The 16,831-nt window shown below is 72.1% G+C and carries 17 protein-coding genes; 15 read left to right on the top strand and 2 right to left on the bottom strand.

Annotated features, from left to right (window positions below; all coding sequences use genetic code 11):
* The first annotated feature begins 43 nt into the window (after positions 1-43).
* The 10 genes from FRAAL_RS18510 to FRAAL_RS18465 all read left to right on the top strand — a co-directional run bounded on the left by FRAAL_RS18510 (position 44) and on the right by FRAAL_RS18465 (position 8,521).
* Positions 44-1,171, top strand: coding sequence for an alpha/beta hydrolase (locus FRAAL_RS18510; RefSeq protein WP_011605361.1), 1,128 nt, complete (start codon positions 44-46; stop codon positions 1,169-1,171).
* A gap of 87 nt (positions 1,172-1,258) precedes the next feature.
* Positions 1,259-2,350, top strand: a complete 1,092-nt coding sequence (locus FRAAL_RS18505) for a rhomboid-like protein (protein ID WP_041939472.1) — start codon at positions 1,259-1,261, stop codon at positions 2,348-2,350.
* A gap of 163 nt (positions 2,351-2,513) precedes the next feature.
* The gene (locus tag FRAAL_RS18500) at positions 2,514-2,795 is read left to right on the top strand and encodes a hypothetical protein (protein WP_157734419.1); all 282 of its coding nucleotides are present in this window, start codon (positions 2,514-2,516) and stop codon (positions 2,793-2,795) included.
* A gap of 277 nt (positions 2,796-3,072) precedes the next feature.
* Positions 3,073-3,474 (top strand): ricin-type beta-trefoil lectin domain protein, encoded by a 402-nt coding sequence (locus FRAAL_RS18495; RefSeq protein ID WP_011605358.1) that lies wholly within the window; start codon positions 3,073-3,075, stop codon positions 3,472-3,474.
* 643 nt (positions 3,475-4,117) lie between these two features.
* Positions 4,118-4,540 (top strand): ricin-type beta-trefoil lectin domain protein, encoded by a 423-nt coding sequence (locus FRAAL_RS18490; RefSeq protein WP_041939471.1) that lies wholly within the window; start codon positions 4,118-4,120, stop codon positions 4,538-4,540.
* A gap of 783 nt (positions 4,541-5,323) precedes the next feature.
* A complete protein-coding gene (locus FRAAL_RS18485; RefSeq protein WP_157892139.1) occupies positions 5,324-5,716 on the top strand; it encodes a DUF8616 domain-containing protein in 393 nt (130 codons plus the stop codon).
* A 2-nt stretch (positions 5,717-5,718) separates the two neighbouring features.
* The gene (locus tag FRAAL_RS18480; protein ID WP_063822721.1) at positions 5,719-6,117 is read left to right on the top strand and encodes a hypothetical protein; all 399 of its coding nucleotides are present in this window, start codon (positions 5,719-5,721) and stop codon (positions 6,115-6,117) included.
* Positions 6,118-6,231: 114 nt separating this feature from the next.
* Positions 6,232-6,771, top strand: a complete 540-nt coding sequence (locus tag FRAAL_RS18475; RefSeq protein WP_011605352.1) for a GNAT family N-acetyltransferase — start codon at positions 6,232-6,234, stop codon at positions 6,769-6,771.
* Positions 6,772-6,945: 174 nt separating this feature from the next.
* Positions 6,946-7,566 carry a nucleoside/nucleotide kinase family protein gene (locus FRAAL_RS18470; RefSeq protein WP_157734420.1) on the top strand — a complete coding sequence of 207 codons (621 nt, stop codon included), beginning with the start codon at positions 6,946-6,948 and terminating at the stop codon, positions 7,564-7,566.
* Positions 7,567-7,726: 160 nt separating this feature from the next.
* Positions 7,727-8,521, top strand: a complete 795-nt coding sequence (locus FRAAL_RS18465) for a ribonuclease FAU-1 family protein (RefSeq protein ID WP_157892138.1) — start codon at positions 7,727-7,729, stop codon at positions 8,519-8,521.
* Positions 8,522-8,573: 52 nt separating this feature from the next.
* On the opposite strand, the gene FRAAL_RS18460 is transcribed toward FRAAL_RS18465, so the two are convergent.
* A complete protein-coding gene (locus FRAAL_RS18460) occupies positions 8,574-9,116 on the bottom strand; it encodes a TIGR03668 family PPOX class F420-dependent oxidoreductase (protein ID WP_011605349.1) in 543 nt (180 codons plus the stop codon).
* 563 nt (positions 9,117-9,679) lie between these two features.
* Here FRAAL_RS18460 and FRAAL_RS18455 point away from each other — a divergent pair.
* The 4 genes from FRAAL_RS18455 to FRAAL_RS18440 all read left to right on the top strand — a co-directional run bounded on the left by FRAAL_RS18455 (position 9,680) and on the right by FRAAL_RS18440 (position 14,287).
* Positions 9,680-10,777, top strand: a complete 1,098-nt coding sequence (locus FRAAL_RS18455) for an Rv2578c family radical SAM protein (RefSeq protein ID WP_011605348.1) — start codon at positions 9,680-9,682, stop codon at positions 10,775-10,777.
* Between the two features lie 85 nt (positions 10,778-10,862).
* The gene (locus FRAAL_RS18450) at positions 10,863-12,506 is read left to right on the top strand and encodes an ABC-F family ATP-binding cassette domain-containing protein (protein ID WP_011605347.1); all 1,644 of its coding nucleotides are present in this window, start codon (positions 10,863-10,865) and stop codon (positions 12,504-12,506) included.
* Positions 12,507-12,619: 113 nt separating this feature from the next.
* Entirely contained in the window at positions 12,620-13,537 is a 918-nt protein-coding gene (locus tag FRAAL_RS18445) for an LURP-one-related family protein (protein ID WP_011605346.1), read from the top strand.
* Positions 13,538-13,678: 141 nt separating this feature from the next.
* Positions 13,679-14,287 (top strand): P-loop NTPase family protein, encoded by a 609-nt coding sequence (locus tag FRAAL_RS18440; RefSeq protein WP_011605345.1) that lies wholly within the window; start codon positions 13,679-13,681, stop codon positions 14,285-14,287.
* Here the strand turns inward: FRAAL_RS18440 and FRAAL_RS18435 are convergent.
* Positions 14,258-15,073, bottom strand: a complete 816-nt coding sequence (locus tag FRAAL_RS18435) for a class I SAM-dependent methyltransferase (protein ID WP_011605344.1) — start codon at positions 15,071-15,073, stop codon at positions 14,258-14,260. The genes FRAAL_RS18440 and FRAAL_RS18435 overlap by 30 nt on opposite strands.
* Positions 15,074-15,256: 183 nt before the next feature.
* Here FRAAL_RS18435 and folD point away from each other — a divergent pair, with 183 nt between their 5' ends.
* Positions 15,257-16,123 (top strand): bifunctional methylenetetrahydrofolate dehydrogenase/methenyltetrahydrofolate cyclohydrolase FolD, encoded by an 867-nt coding sequence (gene folD / locus FRAAL_RS18430; protein WP_011605343.1) that lies wholly within the window; start codon positions 15,257-15,259, stop codon positions 16,121-16,123.
* The last annotated feature ends 708 nt before the right edge of the window (positions 16,124-16,831 follow it).

Genomic DNA, 16,831 nt, shown 5'->3' with positions numbered 1-16,831 from the left:
CACGGACTGCGGGCGGACTCGGACGGCGCTGCGGGGGTGTGGTGTGGGCTCCTTGGTCATCATTGGGAAGTGGTTCCTGTTGGCGTTCGCGGGCGCGACGCTGGCGGCCTGGGTGGGCTGCCTGCGGTTCGCGCGGCGCGGACGGCGGGCCGTCACGGCCGGGATGGCGGGGGTCGCCGTCGTGCTCACCCTCGCCACCGCCGCGGACCTCGTCAACGCCCACTACGGGTACCTGCCGCGGGTCGACGACGTGATCGGGGTCAGGTCCTGGCCGACCGCGTCGACCCACGACGCGGTCACCGCCACACCGGCGCGGACCCATCCGCACGGTTCGGTCGTCGACCTGCCGGTGCCCGGGGTCCGTAGCGGCTTCGGGGTCCAGCAGGCGCTGGTCTACCTGCCGCCGCAGTACTTCACCGAGCCGCACGCCCGCTTTCCGGTGGTCTACCTGCTGCACGGTTCGCCGGGGGTGCCGGTCGACTGGTACCGGGCGAACCGGGCCGCGCAGACCGGCGCCTGGCTCGCGGACGACCACCGGCCGGTGATCCTCGTCGCCCCGCGGCTGAGCCACGGCTGGCTCGACGACAGCGAATGCGTCGACCGGCCCGGCGAGCACATCGAGACCTACGTCGTCGACGACGTGATCCCGACGGTCGACGCCCGGCTGCGTGCCCTGCCCGACCGCGCCGACCGGGTCTTCGCCGGCATGTCCGCCGGCGGCTTCTGCGCGTTGAACCTCGGCCTGCGCCATCGTGACCTGGTCGGAACGATCGTCGACATGTCCGGCATGGACCGGCCCACCCACGACGGGGGCATGGTCGGGCTGTTCGGCCACCGTCTCGACCTCGCCCAGGTCGTCGAGGCGAACACCCCCGCCCGCTACGCCGCCACCCTGGCGCCGGACCCGCCGATGCGCATCTGGTTCGACTGCGGCCTCGGCGACCACGAGGCGCTGGGGGACACCCGGGCGATGGCGTCGATCCTGGGCGCGCGGCCGGGATTCACCGTCCGCCTGCGGCTTCGCCCCGGCGCGCACGATTTCGGCGTCTGGCGCCCGGCGCTGCGCGACGGCCTGGCCTGGGCGCTCGCGCCGGCGTCCGGCGTCCCCGTCGGGCTGCCGGCGGCGCGTGCGGCACTCCGCCCGGGCACCGGGGTCCCCGCGGCGGCCTGACCCGGCCCGCCGCGGGTGGATGTGGCGATGGGCACATCCACGCTGCCGCGACGGGTGGCAGGGAATGCCCCGGGAGGTCACGATGTCATGACGGTGACAGTGATCCTCGTGGGGCGGGGGTGTTCGGTGATGCTGCCGGGTGGGCGCCGCGACGCCGCGTACCTGACCACCGCCTCGCCGCGCGCCGCCGCCCTGCCGTCGCGCAAGGCGTCGTCGTCGCGCAAGGCGTCGTCGCGCGAGGGTTCGGCCGACCACCGGACTGCGGCGAGGGCGGCGCTGTCGTGGCTGCACGCTTCGCCGCGGCGCTTCCCGGTGACGACCGCCCTGCTCACCCTGCTCCTCGCGGCGAGGGTGCTGCGCGGAGTCGACCCGCATCGTGCCACCCGCTGGCAGTGGGCGACGAGCACGACGTTGCACCAGATGCTGCACCATCCTGTCGGAGTCCTCGTCGGCAGCATCCCCTGGGTGACCGACGGGCCGGTGGCGCCGTGGCTGGCGTTCGCCGCCCTGGCCGTCGGCGGGTTGGAGGCGACGGTCGGAAGCGTCGCGGCGCTCGCGGTCGCGTTCGGCGGCCACACCGCGGCGACGCTGATCTCCGAGGGGATCCTGGGGCTTCGGGTCGTCACCGGTGACCTGCCGTCCAGCGCGCTGCACGTGCTCGACGTCGGCCCGAGCTACGCCGCCGGTGCGGCGCTGGCCGCCCTGGTCGCGCTGCCCACCCCCCGCCGGCTGCGCACGGTCGCCGGCGCCACGCTCGTCGCCGTCGCCCCCGCGATGATGTACGGGGTGACCGACGGCGAGCTCGACGGGATCGGCCACACCGCCGCCCTCGCTCTCGGCGCACTCGCCGCCGTCATCCCCGCCCTGCGCCGCCGCGCCGCCCGCGCCGCAGCGGCACCGGCGCCCATGCACGCACCCGCACCCGCACCGGCACCCGCTCACGCGCTGTCCGCATCGCAGTCGGCGACCTCGCCCGGGTCCCCGTCGCCGCCCGGGTTCGCGTCGCCGGCGGGGTCCATGTCGCCGACCGAGCCCCCGTCACCGGCGGGACACCGGTTGCCGGTCGAGTCCCTGAGCTCGTCCCTGCCGTGGCAGCGCCCGAGGCGCTGGATGGCTCGTGCTCGCGCGGCGCACTGCTGGCGGCTGACGGCGTTTCCGAGGCCGGCGAACCGCCACTGAGCTGCGGCACATCCTCGCCAACGGCCGCCGCGACGGCGCTCAGACGGCGCGACAGCGACGTCAATGAGGATCTTCGTCTCATACCGGTGCAATGCGTCACGGCAGTCACCCGAATCCGTTCTCGGTTCGGCGTCGGTCTCGTCGGCTGCGATAACCCTGCGGAATGTCCGATGTCATCCGACCTGTCCGGCGGGGAATGCGGGCCCTGCTCGGCGAGGAACTCTGGCAGCTGCTCGTCCGCGCCGGCACACGTTGTCAGTTCCGGCCCCGGGCGCTCGCCGCCTGCGTGCTACCGACGCCGGGCGACGCCCGCCGGAACCTTCTCGCCCGCGATCTCGGACCCTTCCTGCACCGCTGGAACCCTGCCGAGGACTTCGACGGGCGGTTGCGAGCGATCTACCCGCCCGGTCCGTTCGACGACCGAGCCCAGGATCCGCCCGGCTGACGGCGACGGGGTGTTTGGGGGAATTCGTCACCTGCTCGGCGCACCTGCCATGTTCTGCCGCCGTCGGGCAGGAAGTGTGGAGCTTTTTCGCCCGGGTTATCCCTGGTGTTCGTGAAGGATCTCGACGTGTCCGTCACGGATCCGATCTGAAATCCTCATTCAGGTTGACGGCGGGATCCCACCCACGAACAATCGATTTGACATCAATGGTGATTCTCGCGAGGAACCTCGACGCTTGTCGGTTGGTTTGTCCGCGCACCAGGAAACGGGGTGGAGCATGGCAGGTGTCGGCGACGGTGTTTATCGCATCACGCTTGACGGGCGGCAGATCCTGACCGCCTTCGGTGGCGGTGATGCCGTTCTTCTGCCGGAGCGTACCGACCGGCAGGCATGGCACGTCCAGAAGACGGAGAAGGAGACCTGGGTGATCCGTCCGGCGGACTCGTCGCACTTTCTCGGCTTCGACGGCGAGCCGGAGACCTTCGAACGCGTTCGGGTGTCCGGCCAGCCGAGCGAATGGCGGATCATCGACGGCCCGCAGTCCGGAACCTTCACCATCGGCGCGCCGGACAGTGGGCTGACGCTGGGGCTGCACCCGGCGCTCGTCTTCCCGCCGCTGATCGCGCTCTCGCCGTCCTTCGGCGAGGACAAGGGCTGGAGCTTCGAGAAAATCGACTAGCCACGACCGTCCCACCCGGGGCCCCTCGGGAGTTCTGACTGACTGACTGACTGACTGACCGGCCGACCGACCGACCGACCGACCGGACGTGCGGCCGGCTGCTGCGGACCGGCCGCCCGCGCCGTGGATGACCCGCCCTGGTCGTCCGCGGCGTAGTCGGCCAGAGTGTCTTGCGGCGCATTCACCGCCTTCGCCTGGTGGTTTTCCCTCCGCGAGCCCGGTGGAAATACCTCATCGCCCATGCGTGATCTCGTCGTGTGGCTCAACGGACGGCCTCGACCTCATCATCGATCTTCCCCGCAAGGACGGGAAGCGGCGGGATCGGGGGACGGGCCAGTACGAGAGCGACGAGAAAACCCGGTCGTGGTCAATTCGCGTACTCGCGGAATCCGGGTGTGGCGCGCACGACCTGCCGGACCGTGCACGGGCATGATGGTGGCCGGCGCCACGGGCCGCGCACCTCACCTCCGAACCTCCTGTTTCACCGCGCATCCACCTGCCCGAGCGCGTCGCAGCACCCGCCACACCGGCACCATGCCGGTATCGGCCGCGAAAGGGGAGATCCCGCCGCGGCGTGGCATCATCTCGCCCGAAGCCGGCCGTGTCACGTCCGGCTGTTTGACGACCAGAAACGGGGTTGACCGTGGGAAAGATCGCTGACGGCGTGTACCGGATCCGCATCGACGGCCGGGAGAACCTGACTCTGAGCGCGCCCGACCGCAACAACATCTTCCTCCTGCCGGGCGAGGGCCCCGGGCAGGAATGGGAGATCCAGCAGACCGGAAACGGCAGCAACGGCAACAACACCTACACGATCCGGCAGACCTCCGCGCCGCTCTTCGTCGGCTTCGACGGCTCCCCGGACGTCTTCGAGCGGGTCCGCCCCCTCCCGGAGGCCCGTGAATGGCGGATCGTCGACGGCCCGCGGCCGGGCACGGTGACCATCGGCGTCGTCGAGAACGACCTCACCCTCGGACTACACCCGGCACTGATCTTCCCGCCGCTGGTAGCCCTGTCGCCGAACTTCGAGGAGGACCGCGGCTGGTCCCTCCAGCCCGCCGGCTGACAGTCCGCCCTTGTTCCTGTACTGAGGACACCGGCGTGATCGCCGGCGGCTGCGAGGGACGGTGGGGCCGGGGGACGAAGTAGTGATCAGGCAAGACTGTGCCGTGTCGCGGGATCCACCCTCGTCGGGCTGGCCAGCCGCGGCACGGCACTGTGGGCGGCTTGTCCTCCGCAAGTAGCCCTGGCCTTCCCATCCGATCTGCCTGGCAGTGGAAGGGCACGAGCGGCAATACTGGTGCGGTGAGTGCCGATGGCCCGTGATGAAGGGTTACTGGACGTCGGGGCGCCGGCAGGCCGGAGGGACTCCGGCCATTCACCATCGTCGGCGGCCGAGATCGAGAGGAAACTCGGCCTGCTGGACAGTTCGGCGGCGCGGGCTGGCGGTGAAGGAGGCCCTGGCTCGCCGGCGGCCCCGTCAGGTGACCGAGCACGGATCGACTCCAGGCTGGATGCACGTGAGCACCCGGCCCGGCAAAGAGATGTACGTGCCGGTTCACCGGAGCCGCCCTCCTCAAGGTCGGCGGGTGCCGCCTCCGCGATCGAGGAGAAACTTGCAAAACTCGATCAAGCGGTTGATCGGATGTTGCCGGTAGGTCCGACCTCCGATCGTGGGGGTGCTGCGGCGGCAGCCGCGGAAAGTCCAAGGGGACTGGGACTGGGACTGTCGGACGGTGCGAGTAGCCGGGACGCGAGAAGTCCTGGCGAGGCTCCCAGGCTCGAGGGCAGACTCGGGAAGATCTACGACGAGAGTCTGCCGACCCCCGCCGGCCGTGCCTTCTTCGAGGTGACCGACGAGCGGCTGCGCCAATCGGCGCTCACCACAAGGCCACGGCCGGATTTCTATACGGCAGATCTACACGGCAATTCGGCCGGATTCCGGGTGGGCGAGGAGAAGCTCGGTGCAGCGGATCTCGCCGATCTCATCCGGGTCGACGAAACCTGGCAGAGCCGCTCCGTGCGGCTGCTGTCGTGCTCCACGGGAGCGGGAAGAAGGCCGATCGCCCAGGGTCTGGCCAACGAGCTGGGCGTGCGGGTCGAGGCACCGACGGGCCCGGTCTGGGTCAACCATCGCGGGGTGCCTGTGGTCGACAGTGTCGAGACACGAAGCTGGTATGGTGCGAAGGCCACCGAAGAGGGCAGCTGGCGCAGCTTCGATCCGGATCGGCCAGGGAAGTGACCATGTCTGAAGTCCGTGGACGGAGTCCGCGCGTAGCCCGGCTGTATGACTCCTATGTAGACGGCGCTGTTGATTTTTCGCAACGCGCGCTTGTGTCCGACCAGGCGGAGAAGGAAGGCATTCTCCATTTCCTGCGGAGTGCTCGGTTTCTACTGCGTACTACCGCTCTCGCCACGGATCCGCTCGATCTCTCGAAAGGGGAGGTCATGCCGATGAGCTATCGTTCCGATGGTTCGTGGGTCTGGTCGGACGGGATCGCCTACTACCTTGACGCGTACGGGATCGCGCCTGAGCCGGAATTTGTCGACTACATCCGCGGTCAGAGTTACGAACCGCACGATGCAACGGACGACGAGCTGGACGCGGCGTACGAGGTCCTGGATGCGCTTCGCCGTTCGTGACGGCGTCTATCCACAGGGCGGTCCGAGTCGGGTCGATTGCTCGGAGTGCCGATACTCCCAAGCTGACATCAGAGGGGCGTTCCAGATCAACGCCGTGAGCGTAACGACCCCGCTGTGACCATTCCGACGCTGACGACGTCGCGGCTGATTCTGCGGCCGATCGAGAACGGTGACGTCGACGGGTTCACCCGGATCTGGTCCGACCCCGAGTTCGCTCGCCACGTCGGCGGGCCGGTCACGTCGCCGGATGCGGTGTGGCACCAGATGGCCGGCTGCCTCGGGTGCTGGCTGCTCACCGGGGTCGGGCCCTGGTCGGTGGTGGAGCGGGCGAGCGGGACCCTCGTCGGGCGGGCGGGCTTGTGGGACGAGCCGGGCTGGCCGGGCGTGGAGGCGCTCTGGTACATCGGTCGGCCCTGGTGGGGACGTGGATACGCGGTGGAGGCGGCTGCCGCGGCGATCACCTGGGTGCTCCGGCTACGGCCCGAACTCGAGCGGGTGTGCGCGGCCATCGTCCCGGCGAACCTCCGTTCGGTCCGGGTCGCGCAGCGCCTCGGGATGCGCCGGACGGGTGCCGAGTACCTGCACGAGGAGACGCACACCATCTACGCCGTCAGCCGCGAGGACTGGTCGGGCCGGCCGGACGCCGGCTCGTGACCCCGCCGGCCGGTACGGTCACATCGACACTCCGGGGATGGCCGCACGGCGGTGCTCTGTGCACGTTGTGCTCGACGGTCGGGATACCGGCTGGGACACCGGTCCGCCGGAGAACCTCTTCCCCCTGACGCGACCCGGGCCGGCGGGGAGGCGGTCGGGGAGGGGAGGCGCGGCGTGGCGGACGGTGGCGCTGACGGGAGCGTCGGGACGGGCCCGGCGGTGCAGATCGCGCAGTGGATGGTCGGCCGGCGGGCGCGGGCAGGGCAGGCGCGGGTGCTCGCCGTCGACGGGCGCTCCGGCGCGGGTAAGACGACGCTCGCGCGGGCCGTCGCCGAGCGCCTTGACGCGCCCGTGCTGCGCATGGACGACCTGTACGACGGCTGGGACGGGCTCGACGCCGGCATCGACCAGCTCGTCGCGCGGATCCTGCGCCCGCTTGCCCGCGGGGAGCGGGCATGCTGGCACCGCTACGACTGGCACGAGGGACGATACGGCCCCCGACAGACGCTGGACCCGGCGACCGCGATTCTCGTCGTCGAGGGCGTCGGTGCCGGTGCGCGGGCTGCATCACCCCTGCTCAGCGGGCTGGTGTGCGTCGCGGCGCCGGGGCCGGTGCGGCGGCGGCGCGCGCTTGCCCGGGACGGGCACACCTTCGCCCCGCACTGGGATCGCTGGGCGCGCCACGAGGACCGGTATTTCGCCGCCGAGGACGTCGCCGGGCGGGCCGACCTCCTCGTGAACGGCGCGCCCGTCGCAGACGGGTCGGCTACCAGGCGGGGGGCCAGCGGCGGGTGACCAGATCCGGTCCAGAACCGGCGGATCGCCAGAACACCGGGGTCGGAGCGGGCGTGGGCGTCGCGGCGGCTCGTGGCACGTGGTGGCGCCGGCGGGAACGGGCGGGCGGGCGGCACGTCGCGGCCCGCACGTGCCTTCGCCGTACAGTCAGGCGGTGACGATGCCGGAGAGCCCAGCGGTCAACGGTCCCGCCTCGCCGCCGCCCCTGCCGGCGGGGGCCTCGTCCGCGGGGAGGTCTCCGACCGACCCGGCCTCCCGCCTCGCTGCGGACCCGGCAACACAGGGGGCCGCCCGGAGCCTGACGGCGGCCGGGCCGTACCGCCCGGGTGAGGTGGTCGTGCACCGGTCGTTCACCACGAAGCGGCTGGTGTTCGTCCGTACCGGCCACGTTGTCGGCCATGACGAGCGCGGCCTGCGGCTGTGGATCCCGCACGGCTGCCCGATGGCAGTCGAACTCAGCGCGGACGGCCGCGGGCTGCGGGACATGCCCTTCGCCGAGTGGATCCGCCAGCCGACGGTGATGACGACGACCGTCTGGCGCGGGCCGAACATCTTCATGCTGGTCCCGCCGCAGGGAGCCAATTCGGTGTGGTGGTTCTGGGACTGGCAGGGCAGGTTCGTCCGCTGGTACATCAACCTGGAGGAGCCCGCCGTCGCCTGGCGCCACGACGGTCTCGTCGGCGTCGACACCACCGATCATGACCTCGACCTGTGGGTGACGCCGGAGCGGACCTGGGAGTGGAAGGACGAACACGAGCTGGAGGAGCGTCTTGCCTTCCCCGAGCACTACTGGGTGCCCGACCCGGACGCGGTGCGGTCCGAGGGGGAGCGGCTGCTGCGGCTGGTGGAGGCCGGCGCGTTCCCCTTCGACGGCACCTGGACCGACTTCCGCCCGGACCCGTCCTGGCAGACTCCCGACGCGCTGCCCGCCGGCTGGGACCGCCCCCGCGCCTGATGCCGGCGAGTTCCCGGGGCCTGGGAGCGGGGACGGACGGACCCGGCGCGGTTCACGTGGGCGGGGGAGACACGGAATAGGACCAGCCGGACCAGCGGGTCACGGCCACGATGATGGCCGGACCGGTCGGCGGGACCTGTCGATACTGACGGTAGCGCACGGACAGGGCCGCGACGGCCGCGGCGTGCCGCGGATCCCCGACCTCGACGATGCTGGCCAGCCCGTCGGCCCGGGTCCACCACAGCCGCGCCCAGTCGTCGTCATAGTGGTCGACCAGCAAGCTGACCAGCGGATTGGCGTGGATGTCGCGCAGGCGTCGCAGCCCGGTCCGAGTGCTCTTCGGCTTGTGGTCGACGACGGTCACGATCGTCGCGGGCGGCCCCGCACCGCCGCGGTCGCCGCCGGCGCTTCCCAGCTCGCGGGGCTCGCCCCCCGCTTCGGCAGGCGTGCTTCCCGCTTCGTCAGGCGTGCTTCCCGCTTCGACGGCGAAGGTCACGGGAACCACGAGCGGCTGACCGTCCGCGCCGGCGGTGGCCAGCCGGGCCACCCGGGCTGCCGCGAACCGCTTCCGGGCCTCGAGGCCGCTGAGCCGCATCCGTTCACTATCCCCGCAGCCTCCCCGAGCTCGCCTTCCCCAGGTCCGCCCGCCCGAGGTCGGCGCCCTCGTGCGGGCCGCCGGCCCTGGGGCGCGTATCTGTTTGTGATCAAGGGGTGATGTGGGGGAGCTGCGTGATGGCCGGTGCCTGTCGGTTGCGTCGGAAACTGCTGGAGGTTGATGACGGTTGTGGGCCGGGCGAACGGTGATTAATCTCCAGCATCTGCTGGCCGCCGTGTGGCCGGGACTGTCACGGGCCGATCTTCATATCTGTGTGTGATCGGTTGGGTGCGGGGATGGCCGGTCCGAGCCCGACTCATTGTGATCATGGTGTTCCGCGGAACCGCGCCGCGCCGCGCCGCCGGAGGCGACCCCGACCTCCATGGCCTTGGTGTGTCCCCACGTCCATGCCTCGACGATCCGGATCAAGCAGCGCAGACAAACCGGCCTGATCGCAACCGCATACGCGGCCCAAGGGTCGCAGCCCACTCGGTCCGCAGCCCTCTCGCGGGCGGGACGTCTCCCGGACTGGACATTCTGTCGAACGCATGTTCCCATGAGGCATGCGTTGGGACAACCTCCGGCTCGCCGCCACCGAGCAGCCCGTCGCGGCTGGTGCGAGCGCGCCGTCGCTGCTCGCCCGGGGTGCCGTCACCCGCACGTTCGACACCCCCGGCTTCGCCGGTCTGACCTTTCACGAGATCCACGCCCGGTCCGTGCTCAACCGGGTTGCGCCGGCATCGCGGATGGCGTTCCGCTGGACGGTGAACCCCTATCGGGGCTGCTCCCATGCCTGCCGGTACTGCTTCGCCCGGGGCACCCACGCCTACCTCGATCTCGACACCGGGCGCGACTTCGACACCCAGATCGTCGTCAAGGTCAACGTCGCCGAGCGGCTGCGTGCGGAGCTCGCCGCACCCCGGTGGCGCGGTGAGCACGTCGCGATGGGCACCAACGTCGATCCCTACCAGCGGGCTGAAGGTCGCTACCGGCTCATGCCGGGTGTCCTCGCCGCCCTGCGTGACGCGCGCACCCCCTTCTCGGTGCTTACGAAGGGCTCGCTCATCGTGCGTGATCTCGACCTGCTCGCTTCCGCCGCGGAGGTGACCCAGGTCGGCGTCGCACTGTCCGTCGGCTTCGTCGACGACGAGCTGTGGCGGCTCGTCGAGCCCGGGACCCCGCATCCCCGGCGGCGGCTGGAGGCGTGCGCGGCGCTGGGCGAGCGCGGGATCCCCACCGGCGTCCTCATGGCGCCGATCCTGCCGTATCTCACGGACTCCCCGGCGGCGCTCGCCCGGGCGGTGGAGCAGATCGCGCAGGCGGGGGCGTCGTCGGTTACGCCGCTGGTGCTGCACCTGCGGCCCGGTGCGCGGGAGTGGTATCTGGCCTGGCTTGCCGAGCACCATCCCGCGCTGGTTGGCCCGTACCGCCGCCTCTACGGGTCCGGGGCGTACGCGCCGCGAGCCTACCGGGATCGGATCGCGGCGCAGGTGCGGGAGCTCGCCGAGCGGGCCCGTATCGGAGCCGCGGTGCCGCGTCCGGTTCGGCACTTCGCGGGGTCCGCGCCGCAGCCTGACGGGGTGGCCGGGCCGGCGGCGCCGGCCGAGCCTGCCGGGCCGAGCTGCCATGACGAGCAGCTCGCCCTGCCCGGGTTCGGGTGATGACGATGCGCGGCCTGGCTGCCCTCGTGGCCGCGGTGCGCGGGCGGGCGGCCGATGCGCACCGGTTATGCGCGAGACTGGCCGGGTGTCTGCAACTCTCGTCGCCTCCGGCCTCACCGTCACCCGCGGTGGGGCGACCGTTCTCGATGGCGTCTCGCTCACCGTCGCACCCGGTGACCGGCTCGGGGTGGTGGGGCCGAATGGCGTCGGAAAGTCGACGTTGTTGCGAGCCCTTGCCGGCCTGGTCCCCTTCGACGAGGGGCGAGTCGATCTCGCGCCGCCGACCGCGGGCGTCGGCCTGCTGCCCCAGGAACCCGACCGGCTGCCCGGCGAGACCCTGCGGGCGTTCCTCGCCCGCCGCACCGGGGTCGGCGCCGCGCAGCGGGAACTCGACGCCGCCGGGGAGGCGCTGTCGGCGGGCGCCCCCGGCGCCGACGACCGGTACAGCATCGCGTTGGAGCGTTGGCTCGCCCTCGGCGCCGCCGACCTCGACGTCCGCGCCGAGGAGGTCTGCGCCGAGCTGGGCCTGCCCGCCGACGCCCTCGACAGCCCGACGACCGCCCTGTCCGGCGGGCAGGCCGCCCGCGGCTCGCTTGCCAGCGTCCTGCTGTCCCGGTTCGACATCACCTTGCTCGACGAGCCCACCAACGATCTTGATTTCGACGGGCTGGACCGGCTCGAACGCTTCGTCCGCGGCGTGTCCGGTGCGCTCGTCGTCGTCAGCCACGACCGCGAGTTCCTGGACCGCACCATCGACAGCGTCGCCGAGATCGACCCGCACAAGCACGGCCTCGCCCTGTTCGCCGGCGGGTGGGCAGCCTACCTGCAGGCCCGCGAGGTCTCCCGGCGGCAGGCCCGCGAGCGTTACGAGGACTACGCCGACCAGCGTGACGGTCTTACCGCGCAGGCGCAGCGCCAGCGGGAGCAGTCCGTGCGAGGCTCTGTGCGGGCCAAGCGGCGGATGTCCGACAACGACCGGGCCGCCCGGGGCGCGCGCATCGAGGCGGCGACGAAGAGCGCCGCGCGGGTCCGGTCGATCGAGTCCCGCCTCGACCGGTTGGAGGAGGTCGAGGAGCCGCGCAAGGAGTGGCAGCTTCGCATGTCGATCGCGGCCGCTCCCCGCTCCGGCGACGTCGTGGCGACCCTCACCGGTGCGGTCGTGCACCGGCCCACCTTCACCGTCGGCCCGATCGACCTCACCGTCGCCTGGGCCGACAGGATCGTCATCACCGGGCCGAACGGCGCCGGCAAGACGACCCTGCTCTCGGCCCTGCTCGGCAGGCTCCCGCTCGACGCGGGCAACCAGTCCCTCGGCGCCGGTGTGCGACTCGGTGAGATCGACCAGGCCAGGGGCCTGTTCCGCGGCGAGACCACCGCCCTCGCCGTCGCCGAACGGGCGACGACCTGGCCCGCGGCCGAGGTCCGCACCCTGTTCGCCAAGTTCGGCCTCGGGCCGGACCAGGTGACCCGCCCCGCCGACTCGCTGTCGCCGGGGGAGCGGACCCGGGCCGGTCTCGCGCTGCTGCAGGCCGTCGGAGTGAACTGCCTGGTCCTCGACGAGCCCACCAACCACCTCGACCTGCCCGCCATCGAACAGCTCGAACAGGCGCTCGCCGGCTACACCGGCACGCTGCTGCTCGTCACCCACGACCGCCGCATGCTCGACACCGTCGCGGTCACCCGCCGTCTGCATGTCGACGGCGGTCTGGTCACCGAGAAGCCGCTGTGACCCGGTAGGCGTGGGACGACGACGCGCCGCGGCGACGTGGCCCCTGAGCAGTCGGGATGCCGACATCGGCACGGGCCTGGCCCGTCGCCGGCCGAGGATGCCAGAGTGACCCCATGACGCAAACCATCCCGCCCGGCTGGTACGCCGATCCGAGCGGGCAGCACGGATCCCGATGGTGGGACGGAAGCCAGTGGACCGAGCACACCCAGCCGCCCCCCGGCCAGGGCGGGGGGTACGGCCAGGGCGGGGAGTACGGCCCCGGCGGGCAGATCGGCCAGTACGGGCAGGACCAGGCCGCGGCCGTTCCGGGGCAGGCGTGGGGCGCGCCACTGGGAGTGCAGCCGGGCGCGGTGTACACGAAGCACAGCGCCGAGCAGGTGCAGCGGCAGGTCCAGGAGCAGGCCGGGGTGCAACCGGCGGGCCCGGGTGGGGGGACGCTGTTCAGCGAGCCCGTGCTCGTGGTCAACCAGAAGTCCAAGATCATTGAAGTGACCAACGAGTACGCCGTCTTCGACCAGGGCGGCAAACAGATCGGCTCGGTCGTCGAGGTCGGCCAGAGCGCGCTGAAGAAGGCTGCCCGGGTGCTCACCTCGTGGGACCAGTTCTTCTCCCACCGCCTGGAGGTCCGCGACGCCGCCGGTACCGTCCAGCTGCTCCTGCACCGCCCGGCGAAGGTGTTCAAGTCCAAGGTGATCGTCTCGTTGCCGGACGGGTCCGAGCTCGGCGTCATCGCGCAGCAGAACGTCTTCGGCAAGATCCGGTTCGACCTGCAGGCGGGCGGCACGACGATCGGCGCGATCAAGGCCGAGAACTGGCGGGCGTGGAACTTCTCGATCGTCGACCAGAACGACGTCGAGGTCGCCCGGGTCACCAAGACCTGGGAGGGCCTCGCGCGGGCGATGTTCACCACGGCCGACAACTACGTCGTCCAGCTTCACCGGCCGCTGCCGCAGCCGCTGCACAGCATGGTCGTCGCCGCCGCCCTCACCATCGACACGGCGCTCAAGCAGGATTCCCGCGGCCTCGGCTGAACCGTCCGGGCGGCACTCACCGTGACCACCTCCGGTTCCCTCTCCTGCACCGTCGGCGGCCCTGCCGTCCGGGTGGGCACGGGTGGGTCGAAGCGGCACGTTCCGCACGCGGAACGATCGCCTCGGTGGGACAATGGCGTCGTGAATGCGCTCGGGACGGGCAGGCAGGGCCCGCCGTCGATGACCTCCGACGTCCAGCGGGTCCTCGTCGTCGGTAGCGGCGGCGCCGGCAAGAGCACCCTCGCCCGCGAGCTCGCGCGCCAGGCGGGCCTGCCGGCGGTGCACCTCGACCGGCACTTCTGGCGGCCCGGCTGGGTGGCGACGCCGGTGGACGAGTGGCGCGCGATCGTCGCCAGCCTCGTCGCGAAGCCCGCGTGGGTGATGGACGGCAACTACAGCGGCACGCTGGACCTGCGCATCCCCGCCGCCGAGCTCATCGTCTTCCTCGACCTGCCGCGGCGAATCACGATCACCCGGGTACTGCGCCGGTGGGCCCGGTGGCGTGGGCGCAACCGTCCCGACGCCGCCCCCGGGTGCCCGGAGAAGCTGGACCTGGCGTTCCTGCGCTGGCTGTGGAACTACCCGCGCGACAGCCGGGTCCGCCTGCTGCGGGCCCTCGACACGCACGGTGCCGCGGCCCGGGTGGTGCGGTTGTGCACCGCCCGGGAGGTGCGGCTGTGGCTCGGGGCGGTGGCCGCCCCGAGCCTGCCGATGGTGCGGTCACTGTCCGCGGGCCCGCTCGGCACCTGATCCGCCTTCCGCCGTCCGGCCGCCGCCGTCCGCGAGTCGCAGGATCATCGCGTGGAAACTACGGCCGCCGGGCCGAGGCCGGTCGGGGTCGGGCAGCCGGCGCAGCGCGGCCACGGCCGGCTCGACGATCGTCGCCCACTGTCGATCCGAGAGGTCCCACAGGGTCGACCACACCCGGCTCTCGATCTGCGCGCGGGCCTCGGCCGGGGTGAGCGTCTCGCGCTCCTCCCGGGCGAAGGAGAACTCCTCGACCAGCCGCAGCCCGCTGCGCTGCGCGGCCGGCAGCAGGAGCTCCGGCCGGTCTCGGCGGGGTCGTTCGGCTCGCAGCGCCTCGTCGAGGTCTCGCAGCACGGCGGTCACGTCGCTGTGCCTCTCGTGCTGCCCCGCGCCGACGACCGCGAGCCGACCACCGGGCCGCAGCACCCGGGCGACCTCGGCGAGGACCCGATCGGGATCCCCGACGAGATGCAGGACGTGCACGGCGAGGCAGGCATCCACGGTGGCGGTGCGCAACGGCAGGGCCGCCGCGTCGGCGCGGACGATCCGCCCGGGCAGCCGCCCACGGGCCTGCGCGAGCATGCGGGCCGACAGGTCGACGCCGACCACCGACCGGCCCCGCGCGGCGAAGGCGTGCGAGATCAGTCCCGTGCCCACACCGATCTCCAGCAACCGCCGCCCGGGCAGGTGCGCGGCGACCGCCTCGGCAACGAGCCGGCCCCGCTCCTCACCGCCCCGGGTGGCGTCGTATCGGTCGGCGATGCGATCGAAGCTCACGGATTCCGCCACCCGTCGAGGCTAGGCCTCTCGACGGGTGGCCGGCGATGCCCGCAGGTCACGCCGGGCCGCGATGGCGTAGCGTGCTCGGTCGGGCCGTCGCCGACGCCGGCCGCGTGACGCGGCGCGCGGCGGGGCGGCGAGCCGGGTCGCGACGGCGGATCCGACCGGACAACGTGAGGGCGAAAGGCCGACATGAGCGCTGTGATCATCGATGGTAAGGCCGTTGCCGCCCGGGTGCGGGCGGACGTGGCCCGGGACGTCGCCGAGTTCCGCGCGGCCACGGGCCGCCAGCCGGGCCTCGCGACGGTGCTGGTGGGCGACGACCCGGCGTCCGCGGTCTACATCGGCGGCAAGCGTCGGTCCTGCGTCGAGGCGGGCATGGCGGACCTGCACCAGCACCTGCCCGCCGACACCCCCCAGGACGAGATCGCCGCGTTGCTGGACTCCCTCGCCGCGGACCCGGCCGTCTCCGGGATCCTGCTGCAGCTTCCCGTTCCCGAGGGGCTCGACGGCGCGGCCCTGGTCGGCCGGATTCCCCCGGAGAAGGACGTCGACGGCCTGACGACGGCCAGCGTCGGCCTGCTAGCCCGTGGCCTGCCCGGCCTGCGGCCCTGCACGCCGTCGGGGATCATCGAGCTGCTCGACGCCTATGACGTGGAGCTCAGCGGTGCTCCCACCGTCGTCGTAGGCCGGTCCGAGCTGGTCGGCCGCCCGGTCGCCCAGCTCCTGGTCGGGCGCAACGCGACCGTCACGATCTGCCACTCCCGCACCCGGGACCTGGCCGCCGTCTGCCGTGGCGCGGACGTGCTGGTCGTCGCAGCCGGGAAGCAGGCGATCATCGGAGCGGACGCGGTGAAGCCCGGAGCGACCGTCATCGACGTCGGCATGCACCGCACCGAGCAGGGTCTGCGCGGCGACGTCGACTTCGACGCCGTGCGCGAGGTCGCCGGCCGGCTCACCCCGGTCCCCGGCGGCGTCGGGCCGATGACCATCGCCATGCTGCTGCGCAACACACTGCTCGCCGCGCGGGCCGCCGCAGAGGTGGGCAGCCTCGTCTGACGCAGGTCGGGGGTCGTCGTCCGAAGCCGGGCGCGGCGATCCCGGGGTCGGCGGAGAAACGCGAAAACACCTCGGCTGGCCGGACATCATGCCGACGGACGCGGGTCGCCTTCCACCGGCCGTGTTGCCCTCACCGACGGGCTGCTCTCACCGGCCGTGTTGCCTTCACCGGCCGTGTTGCCGGCACCCGCCCGGCCGATTCGACGCAAAGGCGCCGGCCGGCCGGGCGATGTTCCGTGCTATCGCGCTATCGGACGATCACGATCGGCCGTTGATCCCGGTCCCGCGGGCCGTACCAACCCGGACCTGGCTGTGGGTGCCACCTGTCCGGGTACCATCCGCCCCTACGGCTCTGGTCCTGACGCCACCAGTTCCGGCGGTTCCAGTTCTGACGGTCCCAGTTCTGGCGGTCCCAGTTCTGAACCGGCCTGTTCCTGTTCCAGTCCCAGCGGTCCGGGCCGTGCCACTGGTTGACGGCTGGCGGCGGAACATGTCCGCCGGCCCAGGCGCCCGAAGCCAGCGGCCCCACCGTCATGCAGACCGCCGCCACGGCGGACAGGCCGGCGGCGGCAGCTTTCCCCTTCAGCGGTCTTCCCATGGTTCTCCCGTCATCGAGATTGTTGACCATCTCCTTGCAGTGAAAAGGCTAGCGGCGCGTGGTGCTGACCGGAAGGATTGTGGTCGGCGTGTTCGCGGCAAAAATGGTTG

Source organism: Frankia alni ACN14a, assembly GCF_000058485.1.
Taxonomy (GTDB): Bacteria; Actinomycetota; Actinomycetes; order Frankiales; family Frankiaceae; genus Frankia; species Frankia alni.
The sequence above is the reverse complement of the archived record's forward strand: the minus strand, read 5'-3'. Positions and strand labels throughout refer to the sequence as shown.

Bases quoted from the DNA above. Each gene is read 5' to 3' on its own strand.
- FRAAL_RS18505 (WP_041939472.1), top strand. From the start codon at position 1,259: ATGACGGTGACAGTGATCCTCGTGGGGCGGGGGTGTTCGGTGATGCTG.
- FRAAL_RS18500 (WP_157734419.1), top strand. From the start codon at position 2,514: ATGTCCGATGTCATCCGACCTGTCCGGCGGGGAATGCGGGCCCTGCTC.
- FRAAL_RS18495 (WP_011605358.1), top strand. From the start codon at position 3,073: ATGGCAGGTGTCGGCGACGGTGTTTATCGCATCACGCTTGACGGGCGG.
- FRAAL_RS18480 (WP_063822721.1), top strand. From the start codon at position 5,719: ATGTCTGAAGTCCGTGGACGGAGTCCGCGCGTAGCCCGGCTGTATGAC.
- FRAAL_RS18465 (WP_157892138.1), top strand. From the start codon at position 7,727: ATGCCGGAGAGCCCAGCGGTCAACGGTCCCGCCTCGCCGCCGCCCCTG.
- FRAAL_RS18460 (WP_011605349.1), bottom strand. From the start codon at position 9,116: ATGCGGCTCAGCGGCCTCGAGGCCCGGAAGCGGTTCGCGGCAGCCCGG.
- FRAAL_RS18455 (WP_011605348.1), top strand. From the start codon at position 9,680: ATGCGTTGGGACAACCTCCGGCTCGCCGCCACCGAGCAGCCCGTCGCG.
- FRAAL_RS18445 (WP_011605346.1), top strand. From the start codon at position 12,620: ATGACGCAAACCATCCCGCCCGGCTGGTACGCCGATCCGAGCGGGCAG.
- folD (WP_011605343.1), top strand. From the start codon at position 15,257: ATGAGCGCTGTGATCATCGATGGTAAGGCCGTTGCCGCCCGGGTGCGG.